This window comes from Deltaproteobacteria bacterium HGW-Deltaproteobacteria-4 (genome assembly GCA_002841765.1).
Lineage (GTDB): Bacteria > Desulfobacterota > Desulfuromonadia > Desulfuromonadales > UBA2197 > UBA2197.
Map to the genome: position 1 here is coordinate 275,734 of PHAV01000001.1, position 20,873 is coordinate 296,606.

General features: G+C 54.7%; 20 protein-coding genes and 2 tRNA genes. 20 read left to right on the forward strand and 2 right to left on the reverse strand.

Going from position 1 to position 20,873, the window contains the following annotated elements:
• Positions 1–74: 74 nt before the first annotated feature.
• The 8 genes from CVU69_01275 to CVU69_01310 all read left to right on the forward strand — a co-directional run bounded on the left by CVU69_01275 (position 75) and on the right by CVU69_01310 (position 8,441).
• Positions 75–1,361 carry an O-acetylhomoserine aminocarboxypropyltransferase gene (locus CVU69_01275; GenBank protein ID PKN13827.1) on the forward strand — a complete coding sequence of 429 codons (1,287 nt, stop codon included), beginning with the start codon at positions 75–77 and terminating at the stop codon, positions 1,359–1,361.
• Positions 1,362–1,571: 210 nt separating this feature from the next.
• Entirely contained in the window at positions 1,572–2,522 is a 951-nt protein-coding gene (locus CVU69_01280) for a hypothetical protein (protein ID PKN13828.1), read from the forward strand.
• Positions 2,523–2,619: 97 nt separating this feature from the next.
• Positions 2,620–4,104 carry a hypothetical protein gene (locus CVU69_01285; GenBank protein ID PKN13829.1) on the forward strand — a complete coding sequence of 495 codons (1,485 nt, stop codon included), beginning with the start codon at positions 2,620–2,622 and terminating at the stop codon, positions 4,102–4,104.
• Positions 4,104–4,871: a hypothetical protein gene (locus CVU69_01290; protein PKN13830.1), complete on the forward strand. Its 768-nt coding sequence runs from the start codon at positions 4,104–4,106 to the stop codon at positions 4,869–4,871. Before CVU69_01285 ends, CVU69_01290 begins: the two co-directional genes overlap by 1 nt.
• A 41-nt stretch (positions 4,872–4,912) precedes the next feature.
• Positions 4,913–5,785, forward strand: a complete 873-nt coding sequence (locus CVU69_01295; GenBank protein ID PKN13831.1) for an ABC transporter ATP-binding protein — start codon at positions 4,913–4,915, stop codon at positions 5,783–5,785.
• 4 nt (positions 5,786–5,789) lie between these two features.
• Positions 5,790–6,878, forward strand: a complete 1,089-nt coding sequence (locus CVU69_01300) for an MCE family protein (protein PKN13832.1) — start codon at positions 5,790–5,792, stop codon at positions 6,876–6,878.
• A gap of 115 nt (positions 6,879–6,993) precedes the next feature.
• On the forward strand, positions 6,994–8,307 hold the full coding sequence (locus tag CVU69_01305; protein ID PKN13833.1) for a hypothetical protein: 1,314 nt from the start codon (positions 6,994–6,996) through the stop codon (positions 8,305–8,307).
• A 59-nt stretch (positions 8,308–8,366) separates the two neighbouring features.
• Positions 8,367–8,441 (forward strand) — tRNA-Gly (locus CVU69_01310).
• Between the two features lie 63 nt (positions 8,442–8,504).
• Here CVU69_01310 and CVU69_01315 read toward each other — a convergent pair.
• Together CVU69_01315 and CVU69_01320 are read right to left on the reverse strand one after the other, a co-directional pair.
• The gene (locus CVU69_01315) at positions 8,505–9,182 is read right to left on the reverse strand and encodes an amidotransferase (GenBank protein PKN13834.1); all 678 of its coding nucleotides are present in this window, start codon (positions 9,180–9,182) and stop codon (positions 8,505–8,507) included.
• A gap of 20 nt (positions 9,183–9,202) precedes the next feature.
• A complete protein-coding gene (locus CVU69_01320) occupies positions 9,203–10,393 on the reverse strand; it encodes an aminopeptidase P family protein (GenBank protein PKN13835.1) in 1,191 nt (396 codons plus the stop codon).
• Between the two features lie 111 nt (positions 10,394–10,504).
• Here CVU69_01320 and CVU69_01325 point away from each other — a divergent pair, with 111 nt between their 5' ends.
• The 12 genes from CVU69_01325 to CVU69_01380 all read left to right on the forward strand — a co-directional run bounded on the left by CVU69_01325 (position 10,505) and on the right by CVU69_01380 (position 20,653).
• Positions 10,505–11,527 (forward strand): phosphate starvation-inducible protein PhoH, encoded by a 1,023-nt coding sequence (locus tag CVU69_01325; protein PKN13836.1) that lies wholly within the window; start codon positions 10,505–10,507, stop codon positions 11,525–11,527.
• Positions 11,524–13,872: a phosphohydrolase gene (locus CVU69_01330; GenBank protein PKN13837.1), complete on the forward strand. Its 2,349-nt coding sequence runs from the start codon at positions 11,524–11,526 to the stop codon at positions 13,870–13,872. Before CVU69_01325 ends, CVU69_01330 begins: the two co-directional genes overlap by 4 nt.
• On the forward strand, positions 13,772–14,239 hold the full coding sequence (gene ybeY / locus CVU69_01335; GenBank protein PKN13838.1) for an rRNA maturation RNase YbeY: 468 nt from the start codon (positions 13,772–13,774) through the stop codon (positions 14,237–14,239). The genes CVU69_01330 and ybeY overlap by 101 nt, the downstream gene beginning before the upstream one ends.
• On the forward strand, positions 14,236–14,931 hold the full coding sequence (locus CVU69_01340; GenBank protein ID PKN13839.1) for a diacylglycerol kinase: 696 nt from the start codon (positions 14,236–14,238) through the stop codon (positions 14,929–14,931). The genes ybeY and CVU69_01340 overlap by 4 nt, the downstream gene beginning before the upstream one ends.
• 71 nt (positions 14,932–15,002) lie before the next feature.
• Positions 15,003–15,827, forward strand: a complete 825-nt coding sequence (locus tag CVU69_01345) for an HlyC/CorC family transporter (protein PKN13863.1) — start codon at positions 15,003–15,005, stop codon at positions 15,825–15,827.
• Positions 15,827–17,359 (forward strand): apolipoprotein N-acyltransferase, encoded by a 1,533-nt coding sequence (gene lnt, locus CVU69_01350; protein ID PKN13840.1) that lies wholly within the window; start codon positions 15,827–15,829, stop codon positions 17,357–17,359. Before CVU69_01345 ends, lnt begins: the two co-directional genes overlap by 1 nt.
• Before the next feature lie 19 nt (positions 17,360–17,378).
• Positions 17,379–17,645 (forward strand): antitoxin, encoded by a 267-nt coding sequence (locus CVU69_01355; protein PKN13841.1) that lies wholly within the window; start codon positions 17,379–17,381, stop codon positions 17,643–17,645.
• A gap of 201 nt (positions 17,646–17,846) precedes the next feature.
• Positions 17,847–18,386, forward strand: coding sequence for a cob(I)yrinic acid a,c-diamide adenosyltransferase (locus CVU69_01360; protein ID PKN13842.1), 540 nt, complete (start codon positions 17,847–17,849; stop codon positions 18,384–18,386).
• Positions 18,387–18,420: 34 nt separating this feature from the next.
• Positions 18,421–18,825: a methylmalonyl-CoA mutase gene (locus tag CVU69_01365; protein PKN13843.1), complete on the forward strand. Its 405-nt coding sequence runs from the start codon at positions 18,421–18,423 to the stop codon at positions 18,823–18,825.
• Positions 18,826–18,833: 8 nt separating this feature from the next.
• On the forward strand, positions 18,834–19,799 hold the full coding sequence (locus CVU69_01370; GenBank protein ID PKN13844.1) for a methylmalonyl Co-A mutase-associated GTPase MeaB: 966 nt from the start codon (positions 18,834–18,836) through the stop codon (positions 19,797–19,799).
• Positions 19,800–19,840: 41 nt separating this feature from the next.
• A tRNA-Val gene (locus CVU69_01375) sits at positions 19,841–19,915 on the forward strand.
• A 297-nt stretch (positions 19,916–20,212) separates the two neighbouring features.
• Positions 20,213–20,653, forward strand: a complete 441-nt coding sequence (locus CVU69_01380) for a MarR family transcriptional regulator (GenBank protein ID PKN13845.1) — start codon at positions 20,213–20,215, stop codon at positions 20,651–20,653.
• Positions 20,654–20,873: the final 220 nt, after the last annotated feature.

Consider the following 20,873-nt stretch of genomic DNA (forward strand, 5'->3'; position numbering starts at 1 on the left):
TTCAATTCTTGACAAATTAACTTTGTCAACTTATCGTTTGTCCTTCTTTAATCTTTAGCGAAAGGGAACAAAATATGGTCGACTCGACAATACCGCACCTTGGCACTCTCGCCCTGCATGCCGGTCAGAAACCCGACCCGACAACCGGGTCGCGGGCTGTACCGATCTATCAGACTACTTCTTATGCCTTTCAATCCTCGGAGCATGCCGCGAATCTCTTCGCTCTGAAGGAGATGGGGAATATCTATACGCGGCTGATGAATCCGACCACCGACGTACTGGAACAGCGTCTTGCCGCTCTCGATGGCGGCGTCGGCGCCTTGGCCCTTGCCTCCGGTTCATCAGCGATCTTTCTCGCCATCCTCAATATCTGCCGCTGTGGCGACAATATCGTGGCTTCGCAAGCCCTGTATGGCGGCACTTATAACCTTTTCCATCATACCCTTGGGCGAATGGGGATCTTTGTCAAATTTGTCGCCACTTCAGATCTCGACGCGGTAGCGGCAGCGATCGATGAAAGTACCAAAGCGATCTTTACCGAGACCATCGGCAACCCCAAGAATAATGTCGATGATTTCGAAGCCCTGGCGAAGATTGCGCATACGGCCGGTCTGCCGCTGATCGTCGATAATACCGTTGCCACCCCGGCTCTCTTTCGCCCCATCGAACACGGAGCGGATATCGTTTGCTACTCCCTGACCAAATTCATCGGCGGGCACGGCACCAGCATCGGCGGCGCCGTCGTCGATGCCGGGCGCTTTGACTGGTCGAGCGGGCGCTTCCCGGAATTCACCACCCCGGATCCGAGCTACCACGGTCTGGTTTATCATGCCGCCCTCGGCAACCTTGCTTATATCCTCAAGATGCGCATTACCCTCCTGCGCGACCTCGGACCATGTCTCTCACCCTTTAACAGTTTTCAACTGCTGCAGGGACTGGAGACGCTGCATGTGCGCATGCCCCGCCACTGTGAAAATGCCCTGAAGCTGGCGCAGTATCTGGAAAGCCATCCCCTCGTCTCCTGGGTAAACTATCCCGGCCTTGCTTCGCATCCCGATCATCTCCGGGCGCAACACTATCTCCCCGCCGGTCAGGGAGCCATCCTCGGTTTTGGGATCAAGGGGGGCGCAAGCGCCGGAGTCCGCTTCATCGACAACGTCAAACTTGCCAGTCATCTTGCTAATGTCGGTGATGCCAAGACCCTGGTCATTCATCCGGCGACGACGACTCATCAACAGTTGTCGGCCGCGGAACAGACGGCGGCCGGCGTCTCTGCCGATTATATTCGTGTCTCGGTCGGTATTGAGGATATTCTCGATATCGTTGCTGACTTTGAACAGGCACTGCAGGCCAGTCAGTAGGGATAAGCGTTGACATCTTCGCGTAAATACGGCTCGTCGGTTCTTTTACGGCGGGCCGTTTGTGTAAATGGGCAAGGTAGCTGTAAAGCTAAGTAGTTGACCTTTATTCCCGTGCCGGTGTAAAACTCTCAATCTCGGAGACTATTAGTAATGGCTGCGGCGGCAGTGTTTATTTAGTTCCTGATTCCAGAAACGACAGGGGTCAAAGCTGTGCAGGCAAAAATTTTTAACGGCAATGATGGCGACTTTTTATTTTGGACTCCCGAAGCTGACGACGTAGTTCTGGTCGGACCGGAGCAGCGCGCTGTTCCTTTGCCGCAGCGACCCCTCCCTGTCTTTGCTCATGCGATTCAGGATGGCAGACGTCCTGACGACGATGCCCTTGGTGCTGGTATCTACGAATATCTGCGCCGTTATCCGGACTGCGATGGGGGCTATGACCTTGCCGATCTGTTGCGAAATGCTTATTCCCATTACCTGATGGATATTGCGGCGCAGGTGATTATGATCGAAGAGAAGGAGGTCGATGCCCCTTTTCTGCGGCGGAAAATTACCGGTTTGAAGATTCTCGCCCTCCTTGAAGCGCGGTCGCAGCTCTACTATCAACTCGGCCGCAGTTACTTTGAATTTGCCACCATGTTTACAGAATTACCACACTGTCGAATTCATCTGCTGGCGGCGCGGGAATATCTGCAACGGGCGCTGCAACTTGAAGCCGATGATCCGGCAACCCTCAATCTCCTGGCCCAGATCGAAGCCTGGTTCGGGATGAATGCAGCAGCATGTCGTCTCTGGCAGCAGGCAGCAACGCTGGTTGGCGAGCCGACGCGTTCGGCTTTGCTGCAACGGGCGGCAGAGACGCAGGCCACATCTTCAGAAAGTCCCTTGATCGATGAGCTTGAAGCTCTCGGTGCGACGCTGCTGTTGATCGGGGCCGGGGAGTTTGCTCAGGCGTTAGAAATTCTTGAGCGCTTGCAGGAACAGGGGCGGATTATGGCGGAATTGCCGACTCCGGAGTTTTACTATCTCCTCGGTCATTGTCGTGAAAAGTGCACCGATTCTGGCCAGGCGCTGGTGGCTTACATCCAGGCCCTTGAAATCGATCCGGAGTTTTCACTCGCCCAAGCCGGTTTCGACCGGCTCAGCCAGGGAGAATCCTGATGTTTGACAACTTCACCCTCGGAGATTTCATCTTTACCGCTGTGGTAACAATCGGCACGGCCTTGATCGTCTATTTTGCCAATCGGGGGAGAAAAGGGTGAATTCCCTTGCCGCATGGTCGAAGGTCTGGGCCGCTTCCCTTCTGCTTGCTGTCTGTCTTCTTTTGCCGGCAACAAGTTTTGCTACGAGCGCTGGATCAATCTTTACGCTCTGGCCGATTATCGATTATCGTTCTTCCCCGCAGCATAACTTCGCCAGCCTCGGTCTTGCCGGTCCGCTGCTGCGTTATGAACGGCATGATACGAGGACGCGTTTCGGTCTGCGTCCCCTCTATTATCGCGAAACAGATGAAAAAGGGGGGATTGAGAGTGATCTCCTGTATCCTTTGATGACCTATCGTTCGAATCAGGATGAGCGTTCTTTTCAATTTTTTCATCTCTTGACCTCTGATGTCAGTACCGAGGACGGGAGCGATTTCATGCTCTTTCCCTTCCTCTTTTATCGCAATCCTCCGCAGGGAGAAGGCTATTTCGCCTTCTTTCCTGTTGGCGGCAAGATTTTGAACCGTTTCGGCCGCGATCGAATCCAGTTTGCCCTCTTTCCTCTTTATAGCAAGACCGAGCGCAAGGGGACGGAGACGACCAACCTCCTGTGGCCCTTCTTTTCGCTGACCCGCGGGGAGGATGAGCGCGGCTGGGCTTTTTGGCCTTTGTACGGAACCGCCGAAAAAAAAGGGGTATATCATCGCCAGTTCATGCTCTGGCCCTTCTTCTTTCGTAGCGATGAACGACTCGATACTTCAGAGCCCTTGCGGACACGGGCCTTCTTTCCGTTCTTTTACTTTGCCGATTCAACGACCCGTTTGGATCATACTTATCTCTGGCCCTTCTTTCGCCATATTGAAGATGACCGTAAAGATCTCGAGGAGTGGAACTTCCCCTGGCCGATCTTTCGCATCATTGACGGCAAAGATCGGCAGATGCTTCGTCTCCTCCCCTTTTACAGCGATGACCGCACTGAAAAATTGCACAGCCGCTGGCTGTTATGGCCTGTTTACAAGGAAGAAGAGCAAGCAACCCCGAACTACTCGTCGCAAAGACAGCGGGTTTTGTACTGGCTTTATTCCAATACAACGGAGCACTTTGCCGGGGAAGAAAGAGCATACCGGCATAGAATCGATCTCTGGCCGCTCTTAACTTTTGAAGAGAAGGACGGTCTGTCGCACTTCAGCACACTGGCGCTGCTCGAACCTTTTTTCCCCGACAACGAGCAGATTGAACGGAACTGGTCACCGCTGTGGCGCATTTACCAGCGCCGCTGGGACAGCGCCGGGAATAACGCTTCGACCTTCCTGTGGAATCTGTACTGGAAAGAGCGGCGCGGGGACGACCTTCTTTTCGAACTCTTCCCCTTGCTTTACTATCGTGATGAGGAGAGTCTGCAACGCTTTGAACTGTCGCTGCTCAAAGGGCTTTATCGCTACACGAAAGGATCTGAACAGTCGTGTACTTTTCTTTTTTATCTGCCGTGGGGTTGGTGCCATCCGTTAGCCGATAAAGCGCCACCGAAGGAGTTGCCTTAATGTTTCAATACGTCGGCCGCACACTCCTGAATATTAGTCAGACGACCGGAGAGATGCTTAAGCTCTTCTTTGCTACGGTCTATTTTTTTAAGGAAGCCCCCCGTAATCTCCCGGCAATCTTTCGCCAACTTGCGGAGATTGGCGTAAACACCTTGCCGATTGTTGCCCTCGCCGCCCTCTTTATCGGCATGGTCCTCGCTCTGCAAACCGGTTCGGCTCTTGTTCTTTATGGCTCCCAGAATGTTATTGGCTCGATCGTCGGTCTCTCCATGGTCAAAGAGCTCGGCCCGGTGATGACCAGCCTCCTCGTTGCCGGGCGTGTCGGTTCGGCGATGGCCGCGGAGATCGGTGCCATGGAGATTTATGAAGAGATCGACGCGCTCAAGACCCTGGAGATCAATCCGGTCCGCTATCTGGCTATGCCGCGCCTGATCGCCTGCCTGGCCGCCGTCCCGGCATTAGTCGTCTTTGTCGTCTTTATCGGCATTTTAGGGGGAGGAGTCATCTGTGCGATTAATCCCCAGATTTCAGTGCCGATCAACACCTACTATGATGGCATCGTCACTTCGATGGAGGCGATGGATATTGTCAAGGGATTGACCAAGGCACTGGTCTTCGGTGGCATCATCGGTCTGGTCAGTTGTTATGTCGGCTTCAAGACTTCCGGCGGCGCTCGCGGCATCGGTCGCTCGACGACCCGCTCGGTGGTTATGTCTTTTCTCCTGATCTTTGTTGCCAACTACTTTTTGACGCGGATGATGATGTAGAATGGATACGGTACAGTTAACCGGGAAGTGTGAGTCGATTCATGGCAGATGAGAAGAAAGATGAGGCAGTCTCCGAAGGATTCTTCAGCCGTCTTGTCCACGGCTTCAGTGCACCGATCTTTCAGGAAGGGAATTCCCATACGGCTGTAAACTATAACGAGTCCCGCGGGGTGGGGATCAAGATCGTTGATCTTCATAAATCTTTCGCTGGTCAGCCGGTTCTGCGTGGAATCAATCTCGAAATTTCCCCGGGGGAAACCTTCTCGATTATCGGTCCGTCAGGGACTGGTAAAAGTGTTTTGCTCAAGCATATTGTCCGCCTGCTCCAGCCTGATTCCGGTCAGATTTTTGTTGATGGTCAGGATATCAACGCCCCTCTTGCCGAGGGGGAGAGTCGTGATTACCGCTATAGCATGGTCTTTCAGTCCTCAGCTCTCTTTAATTCTCTGACCGTTGGCGAAAATGTCGGTCTGTGGCTGCGCGAGAACCGGATCTGTCCTGAGGCCCGGATACGCCAGATCATCAGGGAAAAGCTCGCCCTCGTCAACCTTGCCGGCAAGGAGGAAATGTTGACTTCCGAGCTCTCCGGCGGGATGAAAAAACGCGTCGCGATTGCCCGTTCGCTGGCGATGAATCCTGATCTGATCCTTTACGATGAGCCGACGGCGGAGCTCGACCCGGTGACATCCGACGAACTGGCGCGGGTGATTACCGATCTCAAGTCGAAGTTAAAGTTGACCACAGTGATCGTCACGCATGATTTGAACTTTGCCCTTTATCTTTCTGATCGGGTCGCCATGATTAATCCTGAAGGGATTGTTGAAGTCGGGACCCCGGAACAAATTAAAGCAAGCCAGAATCCTTTGGTGCGTAATTTTATTTACACCACCACCAAAGGGCTTAAGGGAGAATAGCGATATGACAATGACAATAGAAAAGAAGGTCGGTATCTTCTTTCTCCTTTCCCTGATTACTCTGGGAGTGATGATTGAGCTGGTGCAGGACTGGAATCCCTTCGAGCGCAGAGTTGGTTACACCACTTATTTTAAAGCGGTGGTCGGTCTCAAAGTCGGCGATCCGGTGATGGTCGCCGGCGTCAATGTCGGCAAGGTGACCGCCATCCGCATCGATGACGGACGGGTCCGCACTGACTTCGAAGTGTTGCTCGATACAGTGATCAAAGAAGATTCTGTCGCGGCGATCGGTCAGACCAGTTTGCTCGGCGGGACCTTCCTCGGTGTCGATTTCGGGACTAAAAACGCCAAAGTGATTCCCCCTGGCAGTGTCGTTGTCAGTCGTGACGGAGTCTCGATCGCTGACCTCCTCGACAGCTTCAATCGCAATCAGGATGAAACCTTTGCCATGGTTCAGGATATTCTGCGTGACAGCCGTGAGCCCTTTGTGACTCTTCTGCAGCGGCTTGAATCGGTCGTCAGCAAGGTCGATAGCGGTCAGGGGACGATCGGCCGATTGGTCAACGAAGATGAGATCTATGTCGAGCTTAATCAGACCATGAGCCAATTGCGGCAAATCGTCACGAGCGTCAAAGAAGGGAACGGGACCCTCGGCAAGTTGGTTGTTGACCCCGGTCTTTATGACAATGCCAACGCGACTGCCGATCAGTTGAAAAAAATTGCGGAAAAGATCAATGCCGGTGAAGGGACGATTGGCAAACTCGTCAATAATGATACAGTTTATAATGAACTCTCCGACGCCCTTGCCGATATCCGTCAAATTGTTGCCAAAGTCAATCAAGGCGAGGGGAGTCTTGGGAAACTGGTGAATGATCCGGCGTTGTATGATCAAGTTGCCGGGACAGCGCGGCGAGCCAACAATATTTTGACCAAAGTGGATGAAGGGCAGGGGACGCTGGGCCGTTTGGTGAATGAGGATGGTCTTTACCGTCAGTCGGAAGCGACGCTGAATAAAGTCGATCGGGCCGTTAGTGGTATGAGCGATACCGGTCCTATGTCGGCTCTTGGTACGGTGATCGGGACATTTTTTTAGTTTTTTGCGGTTTACTTAATATTCTGAGTCGTTGACTATTCTTGCCGCTTTTGCTTAAATAAGCGCGCTCTCAGGGAATTAACATCACTTTCCAACTCTCAAAGGAAACCATCTCATGAATCCCCTCGCAAAAGAACTGAATGATCACATCCTTGAACAAAACCCCCATGTTTTGGCGATGCTTTCGGATTTGGGAAAGAATCTCTTTTTTCCCAAAGGGATTCTGACGCAATCGGCCGAAGCCAAAGAAAAGGCGCATAAGTTTAATGCGACCATCGGGATAGCCACCGAGAATGGCGGCCCGATGTATTTGCAATGTATTCAGGACAAACTTGGCAATTTCGACCCGAAGGATATTTATCCTTACGCTCCCCCGGCCGGCAAGCCGGAGCTGCGGGCCTTGTGGCGCGAAAAGATGCTGCGGGAAAATCCCAGTCAGCAGGGGAAGCACTTCAGCACACCGATCGTCACCAATGCATTAACCCATGGCCTGTCGATTGTCGGTGATATGTTTGTCGGTGTTGGCGATCATATTGTCCTCCCTGACATGTTCTGGGGGAACTACAATCTCACTTTTGGGACCTGTAACGGCGGCATTATCAAAAAACACAACACCTTCACCCCGGCCGGGGGTTACGATGTTGACGCCTTCCGTACAACTCTCATGGCAACGGCGGTCGAAAAGGGGAAGGCGGTTGTAATTCTTAACTTCCCCAATAACCCGAGCGGCTACACCCCGACGGCCCCGGAAGGAGACGCGATTGTTGCGGCCATTCTTGATGTCGCGAACAGCGGCTGCAATGTTGTCGTGGTCACCGACGATGCTTATTTCGGTCTCTTTTACGAAGATTCCATGCAGGAGTCGCTCTTTGGTAAACTCGCCAACCTGCATCCGCGAATCCTTGCCATTAAACTCGACGGTGCCACTAAAGAAGAGTTTGTCTGGGGCTTCCGTACCGGCTTCATCACCTTTGCTGAAGGACACAGCGGCGAAAAGACCATGGTTCTGAATGCCTTGGAAAAGAAGGCGATGGGGATCATCCGCGCCAAGATCTCCAACTGTCCGCATCCTTCCCAGACCTTTGTCATTGAAGCTCTCCGCTCGCCGAACTTCATCGCCCAGAAACAGGAAAAGTTCGAGATTATGAAAGGGCGTTCTTTAGCGGTCAAAGAAGTTCTGAACAGTGGTAAATTTGACGATGTTTGGACGTACTACCCCTTCAATTCCGGTTACTTCATGTGTCTCAAGCTCAAAGGGGTCGAAGCCGAACCGCTGCGCCTTTACCTCCTTGATAAATACGGGGTCGGGACGATTTCCACCAACAAGACCGATCTGCGCATCGCCTTCTCTTGCATTGCGGCGCAAGACATTCCCGAACTCTTTGACATCATCGCCAAAGCGACGCGGGAACTGGCTGCCAAAGGATAAAACGGATTAAAAGAGGATTGACAACATCGTTCTTCTTCTCTATTATCCGCGAACACATTGCGGGAATAACTCAGTGGTAGAGTGCAACCTTCCCAAGGTTGAGGTCGCGAGTTCGAATCTCGTTTCCCGCTCCATAGAAAAATCAAAGGACTTAGCCGATTCGGTTAAGTCCTTTTTTTGAGCTTTTTGCATCTGTATTATTGGATGATTCGGCTGAGCAGCTCTTCGAGCAATTGGTTGCCGGCGTGATAAAAATCCGCAGGGGTAGCAAGGATTGCTTGCGGGCTCTGAACGTACGGGGCATCGACGAGCTCGTCACTGCCGGTCTCGATAAAGCATTGAACGAGTTCCGGAGTGGCCTCAAGGTGAAATTGCAGTGCAAGTACCTTGTTTTTGTACAAAAAGGCTTGATGGGCGCAAGCTGCGGAGCGGGCAAGAAGGGTGGCACCGGCAGGGAGGTCGAAGGTGTCGCCATGCCACTGAAAAACGGTGGTTGAGGGGAGGGTAATTGCTGTGTTTGTTGTCAGCCCTTCAATCGGCAGCCAGCCGATCTCCTTGTGCCGATTGGTTCTGACCCCGGCGCCAAGCGCGCTGGCGATGAGCTGCGAGCCGAGGCAGATACCGAGGACCGGGCGCTGGCGGTCGATGACCTGGCGGATGAAAACTTTTTCGGCGACCAGCCAGGGGAATTCCCCTTCGTCGTTGACGCTCATCGGTCCGCCGAGGATGATCAGGAGATCGACAGCGTCCGGGGCCGGGCACTCTTCTCCGTCGTAGAGTCGGACGATCTGATTCGTCTTGGCGTGACGGTCGAGCCAGGGAGCAAGGCTTCCCGGCCCTTCGATCGGATGATGTTGGAGGATAACGGCGTGCATCTGCTGCTCCTTCAGTTGACTTAAAGGATAACGAGCTCTTCGCTGGAAAAGGTAATGTGCTTGATGCCGTCGTCGGTGACGCGGAAGGTGTTTTCGATGCCGACGGCACCGAGTCCGGCAAAGACCGCTTTCGGTTCGAAGGCGAAGACCATGCCGGTTTCAAGGACACGATCATGGAAGCCGCGAGCGATAAAGGGATACTCGTCAATCTCGATGCCGACGCCGTGGCCGATAAAGGAGACCTGAGCACCGGGATTCCCCATGAAGCTTTCCTGATAACCGAGTTCACAGGCGTATTGGTGGCAGTTGTCGTAAATCGTCCCCCAGCTGACGCCGGGTTTAGCGATCTCTTTCAGACGGTTTTCGATGCGGATCATGTCGTCATAAGCGCGATGCAGCTTCTCTGGCAACCCGCCGATGCAGAAGACCCGGGTCTGGTCAGCGAGATAGCCGTCAAAGGCACCGCAAAAATCGACGATGATCGGTTCATTGGCGCGGAGACTCCGATAGCTCGCCCCCTGGCCGACCGCGGGGGTCAGTCCCATCCCCCCCAGCGGGGTGTCGCAGTAGGCCGGGGCGGCACTGTCGGTGCCGGAGGTGATCTGCCCGTAAAAGAGTTCACCATTATAAGAGCGCATGCGAATGACGCCGGGATGGCCTTCACGGCGTGCGCAGTATTCGAGTTCAGCGGCGAGTTCGAGTTCGGTCATGCCGACCTTGATGACCTCTTTGGCGCGTTGATGCACACGGTCGATCTGCAGGGCGCAATCTTTAATGATGGCAATTTCGTAAGGGGATTTGATGGCGCGCACGCGGCGGATCAGATCGGTGGCATTGCTCGTCGTCGCTTGCGGGAAGACTTTGCTGATGCGCTGGAAAAGGTCGACAGAGAGGACGTCAAACTCCATACCGAGCTTTTGCGGCGCTGTCAGCCCGTACCCTTGAATGAGGCCGGGGAGGTCCTTGGGGCTTTTGAGCGGCAGGATCTCCTTGAGTCCCGATTCCATTCTCGCCCGGCCGAAATCCTTACGGACAAAGTAGAGGGGATCACTCGTGGCCGGGACATAAAGAATCCCTTGTTGAATTGTGCCGGTAAAGTAAAAGAGATCGGCATTCTGCACCATGATGATAGCGTCGAAGCCCTCTTTTTGCATGAGATCCTGTAAGCGGGTGCAGCGGGAACGGAGTTCCTGAGCAGGAGTAATACGCATGTCGATCTCCTAGAAGAGGTGATAACGGTTCGGATTTTTTCGGGAGTTTACGCAACTTTTTATTGGTCGTCCAGCCCCTTCTGCGAAGACCGTTGATTTCATTTGTGGAGGATGTTATTTTCTCAAAGTAATTTATCCTTGACGACAAAAGAGAAACGATTGAGCGAAGTACAAGAACTTGAAAGATTCGCCGCCCATGATCAACACCTGGCGAGTCGATTGTTCGGTCAGCAGAATGCCCATCTGAAACAGATCGAGCAGGCGCTGGCTGTGCGGCTTACCTCGCGCGGCAGTGAGGTTTTGATTGAAGGCGAACCCCTGGCCGCCGCTTTGACCCGTCGCACTCTCGAAGAGTTGCAGTCGGTCATGGAAGGGGGATATCAGATCTATCCCAGCGATATCGATTACGCCATCCGCATCCTCAGCGCCGATTTCAATGCCGCGCTGCGTACCATCTTTCTCGACACTGTCTTTGTCTCCTCCCGTAAAAAAATTATCTCCCCGAAGAGCCTGGCGCAAAAAGAGTATATCGACGCGATTCGGCAGCATCCTGTCGTCTTTGGCGTCGGCCCTGCCGGAACCGGCAAGACCTATCTTGCCATGGCCATGGCCGTCTCTTATCTGCTCAAGAAAGAGGTCAGTCGCATCGTGCTGGTCCGTCCGGCGGTTGAAGCGGGCGAGAAGCTCGGCTTCCTACCCGGCGATCTCGCCGAAAAGGTCAATCCTTATCTGCGGCCGCTCTTTGATGCCCTTTACGACATGCTCGACTTTGAAAAGGGCCAGGCCCTGATTGAGCGTGGCACTATCGAAGTCGCGCCCCTGGCCTTTATGCGCGGTCGGACGTTGAACGACGCTTTTGTCATCCTCGATGAAGCGCAGAACACCACGGCCGAGCAGATGAAGATGTTTCTCACCCGTCTCGGTTTTGGCAGCCGTGCCGTCATTACCGGCGACGTCACCCAGATCGATTTGCCGACCAGTCGTCTCTCGGGGTTGATTCAGGCGCAAAAAGTTCTTGCCGGGGTGAAGGGGATCAGTTTTAATACCTTTACGGATCGCGATGTCGTCCGCCATCCGATCGTGCAGGCGATCGTTCAGGCTTATGATCGTGCCGCGATGACTTCAGAGCCATGAAAAATCCTCCGGAAGTTCCCGAAACCCACCGTCCGGTAATCAGCTGGACGACCCCGATTCCCGTTCTGAGTCGTGCAAGCGCTGTCCGCTACGGGATGCTCGTCCTTTTAGCCCTCCTCTTAACGCTGATCATCCTTCCGCACCCGGCCCGCATCCCTTCGGATTTTTACCCGGGGGATATCGCCACCCACAACTACAAGGCTTCACGCGACCTGCTTTTGGAAGATCGCTTTCTGACCGAACAGAAGCGCAGCGAAGCTTATGATCAGGTCGAATTTTATTACGACTTTGACAGTCATTTCGGTGAAGACCTGGTGGGGCGATTGGTTCAGGTCGGCTTAAGTCTGGAGCTTCAAGACAAAGAGAAGGCGCCCGCCACAGAGCACGAGAATATTCTCGGTTTTGTCGCGAGTAAAGAGGAGCTGGCGCTGTTGCAGCAGTTTGCCGACAATGAAGCCTGGCGGGCGGCAGTGCATCGGGCGGTTGTCGTCCCTTACAATGCCCTGGTCGTTGAAAATCTCCCGGCTTTTCAAAGCGACCGTGCCAAGGGGGTGGTGCTGCGCGATCTTCAGGGCAATATCCCGGAATCGAAACTCGGCAATCGCCTGGTAATTGATCTGCAGGAGTTGCGCGGCGAGATCAAGGGGCGGCTGGCAGAGCTGCGGACGATTCCCCTGAAACAGCGGCGGTTGCTCAGCGCGATGGTCGAAAAGATGCTTCGCCCCAATCTCACCTTTAATCGTGGTGAGACCGAACTGCGCCGCAAGGCAGCGGTCGATGCCGTCAATCCCGCCCTCTTTCAGATCAAACGCGGCGAGATGATCGTGCGGGTCGGAGAGCGTATCTCCGAGGAGCAACTTCGCAAACTCAAGGCGATTGCCTCGCACTCCGGCGATTATGCCGCATCCGTGCGCACGACCATCGGTTTGATGCTCTTGACCATCCTCCTCCTCTTTGCCGTGCATCGCTTTGGCAAGCTTAATATTCGCAAGTATCGCCCGAACAATCGCGATCTTCTCTTCCTTTCGATCTTTTTTGTGGTCTTCTTTCTGCTGGTCAAGATTGCTCTGGTCGTCTCCTCCACCCTGGATGCCGCTTTCCCCAATATCGAACCCGAGACCTTTTACTATCTCTTTCCCTTTGCTGTCGGCGCCATGGTCGTCCGCATCGTCCTGAATTCGGAAGTTGCCCTCATCTTCAATATCCTCGCGACCCTGCTCCTCGGGGTTCAATTCGGGGCGGCACCGATCCTCCTCTTTGTCTTTATCGGCGGGGTGACGGCCGCACATCGCGTCCGTCGCTGTAAAGAGCGCTCGGTCATCTATCGGGCGGGTCTTTATGTTGGACTGATCAACGCTTGTGCCGTCTTTTTTCTTGCCCTCCTTGCCGGGCGCCCCTTGAGCGAACAGACCCTGTGGGGGATGATCTTCGGTTTTTTTGGCGGACTCCTTTGTGCTGCGGTCACCACCGCCGTTATCCCGGTGATCGAGTCACTGTTTCGTTATACGACCGACATCAAGCTTTTGGAACTCGCCAATATGAATAATCCGCTGCTGCGCGAGTTGATGGTGCAGGCGCCGGGGACCTATCACCATTCGGTGATCGTCGGTAATCTCGTCGAAGCCGCGGCGGAATCGATCAATGCCAATCCTCTCCTGGCCAAAGTGGCGGCGTATTATCACGATATCGGTAAAATGAAAAAGCCTCTTTATTTTAGCGAGAATATGCGCGACGGCGAGAATCGCCACGACAAACTGGCGCCGTCGATGAGTGCCCTGATTATTGCCGCCCATGTCCGCGATGGTCTTGATCTCGCCAAAGAACACAAGCTTGGCGCGATGATCAAAGAGGTGATCGAACAGCATCACGGCACGGCGCAGATGCGCTTCTTTTATGATAAAGCGAAGCAGCAGCAGGGTCCGGATCTGCCGCCGCTCGATGAGCATGAATTCCGTTATCCCGGCCCCAAGCCCCAGACCCGGGAGGCAGCCCTGATCATGCTCGCAGATGCGGTTGAAGCGGCGAGCCGGACGCTGAAAAATCCGACCCCGGCACGCATTCAGGGGGCGGTGCAGAAGATCATCAATTACATCTTCACCGACGGCCAACTCGATGAATGTGAATTGACCCTGAAAGATCTGCATCTGATTGCAAAGAGTTTCAATCTGGTCCTGGCCGGCATTTATCACCACCGTATCGACTATCCGGAACCGGCCTTTAAAGAAACACAAAAAAGGAAGAGCAGTGAACATACAGATCGAGAACCGGCAAAAACAGCAGAAAATCAGCATTCCTCAACTCCGCAAAGTCGCCCGGAAGATATTAAGCGTCTCGGGATGTCCTGATGCCGAGCTGTCGATCCTCATCGTCGGCGACCGGCGCATTCGTCAGATCAATCGTGACTACCTGCAGCGCGACAAATCGACCAATGTCATCTCCTTTGCCCAGCAGGAAGGGGAGGCGATCGGCGCAGGCGGGCTTCTTTTGGGCGATGTGGTGATCTCGGCGGCGACAGCGGCCCGCGATGCTGCGGACGCCGGAGTCCCTTTTGTCAGCGAACTTTACTTTCTGTTATTGCACGGTATTCTTCACCTCCTCGGCTATGACCATGAACGCAGCGGCGCTGCAGAAGCGGCGCGGATGGAGGCGCGGGAGGAAGAGGTCTTTGCTATCCTGCGTGCCGAGTTCCCGGAGATCACAGCAAGTTCATGAAACCTTCGCGCTGGCTGGAGAGCGTCAACTGCGCTATTGAGGGGATCCTCTGGACCGCCCGTAGCCAGAAGCACATGCGCTGGCACTTTCTCAGTGCCGCTGCGGTCCTCTTTGCAGCGCTCTTCTTTAAGGTTCCGACCGTCGATTTTCTGCTTCTGACTCTGGCGATCACCGTTGTTCTCTTTGCCGAGATCATCAATACCGCGGTGGAAGTGGTCGTCGACCTTGTCAGTCCCGATTTTCATCCTCTCGCCAAACAGGCCAAGGATGTCGCCGCCGGAGCGGTTCTCCTTGCCACTTGCGGGGCGGCGGTGGTCGGTTATGTTGTCTTTTCCTCCCGTATCTTCTCCGCAGTGCCGGGGAAAGAGCGGATGATTGCCGATGTCCCCGGCGATGTTGCGGTGGTTTCGATCCTGATCGTGACGATCGCCGTGATTTTGCTCAAGGCGCACTTTGCCAAGGGGAGACCGCTGCACGGCGGCATGCCGAGCGGTCACGCTGCGGTCGCTTTTGCTATCGCCGTCGCTATCGTTTTTTCCGGTGCAACCCTGATTATTGACCTTTGCGCCTTTACTTTGGCAGCTATGGTCAGCCAGAGCCGGCTGTTGATGAAGATTCATACTCTAGGAGAAGTCCTCTTCGGCGCTCTGCTCGGGAGTTGTCTCGCTCTGTTTTTACATTTACTGCTCTAATATCCTAACTTTCAAAGGAGAAGCCAACGTTGGAAAGTGACAGTCCCACCCCCAAATTATCCCCGCTCAGTATCTTGTTCAGTCGCATCTTTTTCGGCCGGCCGCGCCGGGCGCGCACCGGTGAAGAGCTGCAGGAACTCATCGAAGAATCAGAAGCAAACGGCATCCTCAATGAAGAAGAAGGGGAGATGCTCCACTCCATCCTCGAATTCGGCGACATGATTGTCCGTCAAGTCATGGTCACCCGGACCGACATGGTCATCTGCCCGATCACCGCCAACCTCTCCCGCCTCCTCGAATTGATCAACTCCAGCGGTCATTCACGTATCCCCATCTTCGAAGGGAACACCGACGGTATCGTCGGCATCGTTTATGCCAAGGACCTGCTCCGTTACTGGGGGGCTAATGATGACACCCTGACCATTGCCGCGGTCATGCGCACCCCTTTTTATGTGCCGGAGACCAAGGCGGTGGAGGATCTTCTTCAGGACTTCCGCAGCAAGCGGGTGCATATGGCGATCGTTATTGACGAATATGGCGGCACTTCAGGCTTGGTGACGATCGAGGATCTGCTCGAAGAGATCGTCGGCGATATTCAGGATGAATTCGACCGAGAAGAGGATTGGCTGATCGTCGAAGAGGATGGCGGTGTTTTGGTCGATGGCCGGCTCAATATTGCCGATCTTGAAGAATATTTCGATCTGGAGATCCCCCGCGACAAATTCGATACGGTCGGCGGCTATCTGGTCAATCTCAACGGCCAAGTGCCGGCCTGCGGTGAATTTTTTACAGACAGCGGCCTGAGCCTGGAGGTCGTTGCCGCTGACCAGCGCAAAGTTTCCAAGGTACGTATCCGCCGCTTCACCGAAAGTCCGGTTGCGGAGATTTACGAATAATGTGGCGTTCCCTGGCCGCCCTGCCGTGGCGGATACTCTTCACTTCGACCTTGGCCGGCCTCCTGCTGGCATTGGCATATCCGCGCCCGGACTTTGCCGCCATCGCCTGGGTCGCTTTAGTCCCCCTCTGTCTGTGTCTGCATGCCCGCCCATTCTGGTCCGGTTTCGCCGCCGGCCTCGGTTTTTTCGGCCTGGTCCTGTACTGGCTGAACATTGTCATGGTCACCTTTGGCCATCTTCATCCCCTCCTTTCGCTTGTTTGCTATCTCATGCTCGTCGCTTATCTTGCCCTCTTCTTTGCCGGCGTGACCTGGGGGACGGCTTACCTGCAGCGCCGCCTCAATCTCTCCAGTGCTTTGACCTTTCCTGTCCTTTGGGTGGCGCTGGAATATCTCCGTGCGCATGCTCTGACCGGTTTTCCCTGGGCGCTCCTCGGTTATTCACAACAGAGCTGGCTGCAGGCGATCCAGTCGGCGGATCTCTTCGGCGTTTACGGCCTCAGTTACCTGCTCGCCTTGGTTAATGTCACTGTCGCCCTGATGATCGTCGCCCTGCGCCAGCACCGGCAGATGCCGCGTCTTGCGGTTGCCGCGTCGATCCTCCTCTTTAGCGCCAATCTCCTGTACGGCTACCTGAGTTTGCAGGAGAATTCGGCCGAACGCGAGCAGACCCTGACGACGACGCTGGTGCAGGGGAATATCGATCAGTCGATCAAGTGGGATCCGGCCTTTGTCCAGTCGACCGTCGAACGCTACCGTGATCTCTCCCTGTCCGCTGCCAGTGAATATAAATCCGAACTGATCGTCTGGCCGGAAAGCGCCACCCCCTTTTATTATCAGGATAAGAACCCCCTCGGTGAGGAAGTGCGGCAGGTGGCGATCAACAGCCAGGCAGCGCTCCTCTTCGGCAGCCCGGCCTACGAAAAACGCGCCGACGGACGTTGGCACTTTCTCAACAGTGCCTTCCTCCTCGGCAGCAAGGGTGAGACCCTCGGTCGCGGCGACAAGGTTCATCTCGTTCCTTTTGGCGAGTATGTGCCGCTCAAGAAGATCCTCCCCTTTGTTAACAAGCTCGTCGAAGGGATCGGCGACTTCTCGGCCGGTATCATTCAGCCGCTGCGTCTCGGCGAACATCGCATCGGTATCCTTGTCTGCTACGAAGGGATCTTCCCGGAGTTGGCCCGCGCTTATGTGAATCAGGGGAGTGATCTCCTTGTCAACGTCACCAACGATGCCTGGTACGGTCAATCCTCCGCCCCCTTTCAACACCTCTCCATGGCGCGTTTCCGGGCCATTGAAAACCGTATCTGGCTGGTGCGGGCGGCCAATACCGGGATCAGCGCCTTTATCGATCCCACCGGCCAGATCATCGGCGCGACGCCGATCTTCGTCACCCTCTCCACCACCGCCAAGGTCGGTCTCGGCAGTCGGCCGACCCTGTATCGCAGCATCGGCGATACCCTGTCGCTTGCCTTTCTGTTGCTTTGCGCCTACTGGTTCTGGTGTGCCTGGCGCCGTCCGCGCTTGAGCTGATGATGAGCAAGGAGATTTTATGGCGGATTTGACCGCAATTTACCAAGCATCCCTGGCCAAATGGGGCGTTGAAGGACAATACGATCAGGCGATCGAAGAGTGCGCCGAACTGATCACGGCGCTGATGCACCTGCGCCGGCAGCGCAATAACGAGGAGGAAGTCATCGCCGAACTCGCCGATGTCACCTTGATGATTGGACAGCTCACCTACATGTTCGGCCCTGAGCGGGTTGCCCGGGCCAAGGCTGAGAAGATCGCCAAGCTCCATGCCCTCCTTGACGCCTGAAAAGCGTCGGTAGGGGGCGGGTCTTGTGCCCGCCCGGCTGGCAAAGACGGGCGACCACAAGGGTGCGTCCCTACCATATTCAACCAAGTCGTGTTGATTACGATTTGAAAATAAGACAGTGTTTGTAATCGCCGTACTTTTCTTGACTTGAAGTACATCCGTTGTTATATTCCGCCGGTCATTTTCAGTGAGGATAAATTGATGCGTACTGCAAAGTTGGCTAAAGGATTGGTGCAGATCTATACCGGCAACGGCAAGGGCAAGACGACCGCCTCTCTGGGACTCGCCTTTCGTGCTGTCGGCAGCGGTTTGCGTGTCCATATCATGCAGTTCATGAAGGGACAGACGGTCTACGGCGAGCTTGAATCCGCCAAAGCCCTGGCCCCGCTGTTGAGCATCGAACAGGTCGGTCGCAAGGATTTTGTTATTCCCGGTAAAATTGACCCGATTGATGTCGAAATGGCGCAGTCGGCCTTTGCCCGCGGCAAAGCGCTGGTCCTCAGTGGCGATTACGATCTTGTTATCCTTGACGAACTCAACTGCGCCGTCGATCTCGGACTCATCCCCGTGGCGGACGTCAAGGAGTTGATTGCCCTCAAACCGCTCACGACCGAACTGGTCCTCACCGGCCGCGGCGCCCACCCCGAGATTATTGAACTCGCCGATCTTGTTACCGAGATGCGTGAAATCAAGCATTACTACAAGGACGGGCAACCCGCCCGGGTCGGTATTGAATCATAAGTCGTCAATTTCATAAAAAAGAGGAGAGAAGATTATGGCAGAGAGAAAATTGCGGCTGCTGGTCGCCAAGCCCGGCCTCGACGGACATGACCGTGGTGCCAAGATTGTTGCCCGGTCCTTTCGCGACGCCGGTTTCGAAGTTATCTACACCGGCCTGCGCCAGACCCCCGAGCAGATCGTCAGTGCCGCCATCCAGGAAGATGTCGACGCGGTCAGCATGTCGATCCTTTCCGGGGCGCACAACACCCTCTTCCCCCGCGTCATCGAACTCCTCAAGGAGAAGGGCGCTCCCGAGATTCCGGTCTTCGGCGGTGGCATCATCCCGGAAGAGGATATCCCCGGCCTCCTCGAAGCCGGCGTCAAGCAGATCTTCACCCCCGGCACCAGCACCCAGGCGATCAACGAGTGGGTCGTCGCCAACATCCACCCGCGCGCCTGATAAAATCCATGGCATTGGCAGAACGCATCCTGCAAGGGGAGATCCGGGCCACCGCCATTCTCCTCCGCGATATCGACGACGGCATGGCCAGTGCCGTGACCGAACTCAAGCAGCTTTATCCCCATACCGGTCGCGCCTTTATCCTCGGCATCACCGGCCCCCCCGGCGCCGGCAAATCGACCCTCACCGACAAGGTCATTGCCGCTTACCGTGCGCGCGGCCTCAAGGTGGCGGTCGTCGCCATCGATCCGACCAGCCCCTTTACCGGCGGCGCCATCCTCGGTGACCGCATCCGCATGAATCGCCACGCCACGGACGACGGAGTCTTTATACGCTCCCTCGGCACCCGCGGCCATCTCGGCGGACTGTCTCGTTCGACCAACGATATTGTCAGCGTCTTCGATGCGGCCGGCTGGGACATTGTCATTGTCGAGACCGTCGGCGTCGGTCAGGATGAAGTCGATATCGTCCGCGTCGCCCACACCTCGGTCGTCGTCATGGTACCGGGATTGGGCGATGATATCCAGGCGATCAAGGCCGGCATCCTCGAGATCGGCGATCTCTTCGTTGTCAACAAGGCTGACCGCCCCGATGCCGACCGGGCGGTGCGCGATCTGGAGATGATGCTGGAGATGAACCATCCTCCAGAGGGCGATTGGTGGCCGCCGGTGCTGCGCTGTGTCGCGCAAAAAGGGGAAGGGGTGGCAGAGCTGATCGAAAAGATCGACGAGCATCGCACCTTTTTGCAAAGTACCGAGCAGATCGAACGCTTCGAACGCAACAAAAGTACGCTGCGGTTTGAGACGCTGCTGCGCGATCAGCTCTACAGCCGGGTGCGCACCCACATCAGTGACAGCGGCGTCCTGGCGGAGATGATTGCCGCCATCAGCCGCCGCGAACTCGACCCTTACAGCGCCGTCGAGACCATCCTCACCGCCCATCTGCTGCGGGTCGATCTGCCAGAAAGTGATTGACAGTCCCACTCTCGACTTGTTATAAACCATGCCGACATCAAGGGCGCATAGCTCAGCGGGAGAGCACTGCCTTCACACGGCAGTGGTCGCAGGTTCGATCCCTGCTGCGCCCACCAAATAAACAAACAAACGGGTCAGCTTAATTGCTGACCCGTTTGTTTGTTTGAAGGCGTAGTAAAAAACTTGAGATCTGAGCCTGTGCTGATGGCGGCTGATCAGAGCGTTTCTGGCCAGAGGCGGGCGCCGTGGAGTACTCGGAATCTGGATCGTTTCTTTCTTGTTACGATTCAACGGTTATGGGGTGGGATAAAAGGTGATTTTTTGATCTTGTCTTGAAACAGGGTTGACAGCCCGATCAAAATGATATAGTTTAATATTAAACTATATGACGTTAAACAAAATGGGGTAACGAGATGAAAAAGCCAGGCAGCCCAACCTACAGAGCACTGAATACCTACACCAAGCTGATGCGGGCGGCCGAATCCGTCACCAGTCGGGTCCATCGCGTTCTGGCTGCACCCAAACTCACTATCAGTCAGTTTGGCGTTCTGGAAGCTTTATATCACAAAGGCCCCCTCTGTCAGAAGGATATTGCCGCCAAGATTCTCAAGAGTACAGGTAACATCACTATGGTTGTCGATAATCTCGAAAAATGCGGTTTGGTCCGGCGTGAACGCGACAATGAGGACCGCCGTTTTTTAACCATCCACCTGACGGAATCGGGGACAAAATTGATCGCCGGAGTCTTTACTGAAGTTGAAGCAGCTATCGTTAAGGAAATGGCGGCACTAACCGAGAGTGAACAGGATTTAATCGGAAACTTGTGTAAAATATTGGGAAAGAAGGAGGTGTAATGTAGGGGCGGTTTTTTTAGGATGATAGTTTAACATCAAATAAATATTTTTTTAACCTCAAGGAGAATAACCATGAAAAGACGGATCATTGCCATCACCACCACCATCGTCGCGCTTGTCCTTCCGGGCCTGTAAAGGATTTTGTGTAAATGGGTTTGTCGGTTAATAAGTCGGCATCCTGTCGCCGAAGATGATCGTAAACTGATTGAGTGCCGATTTC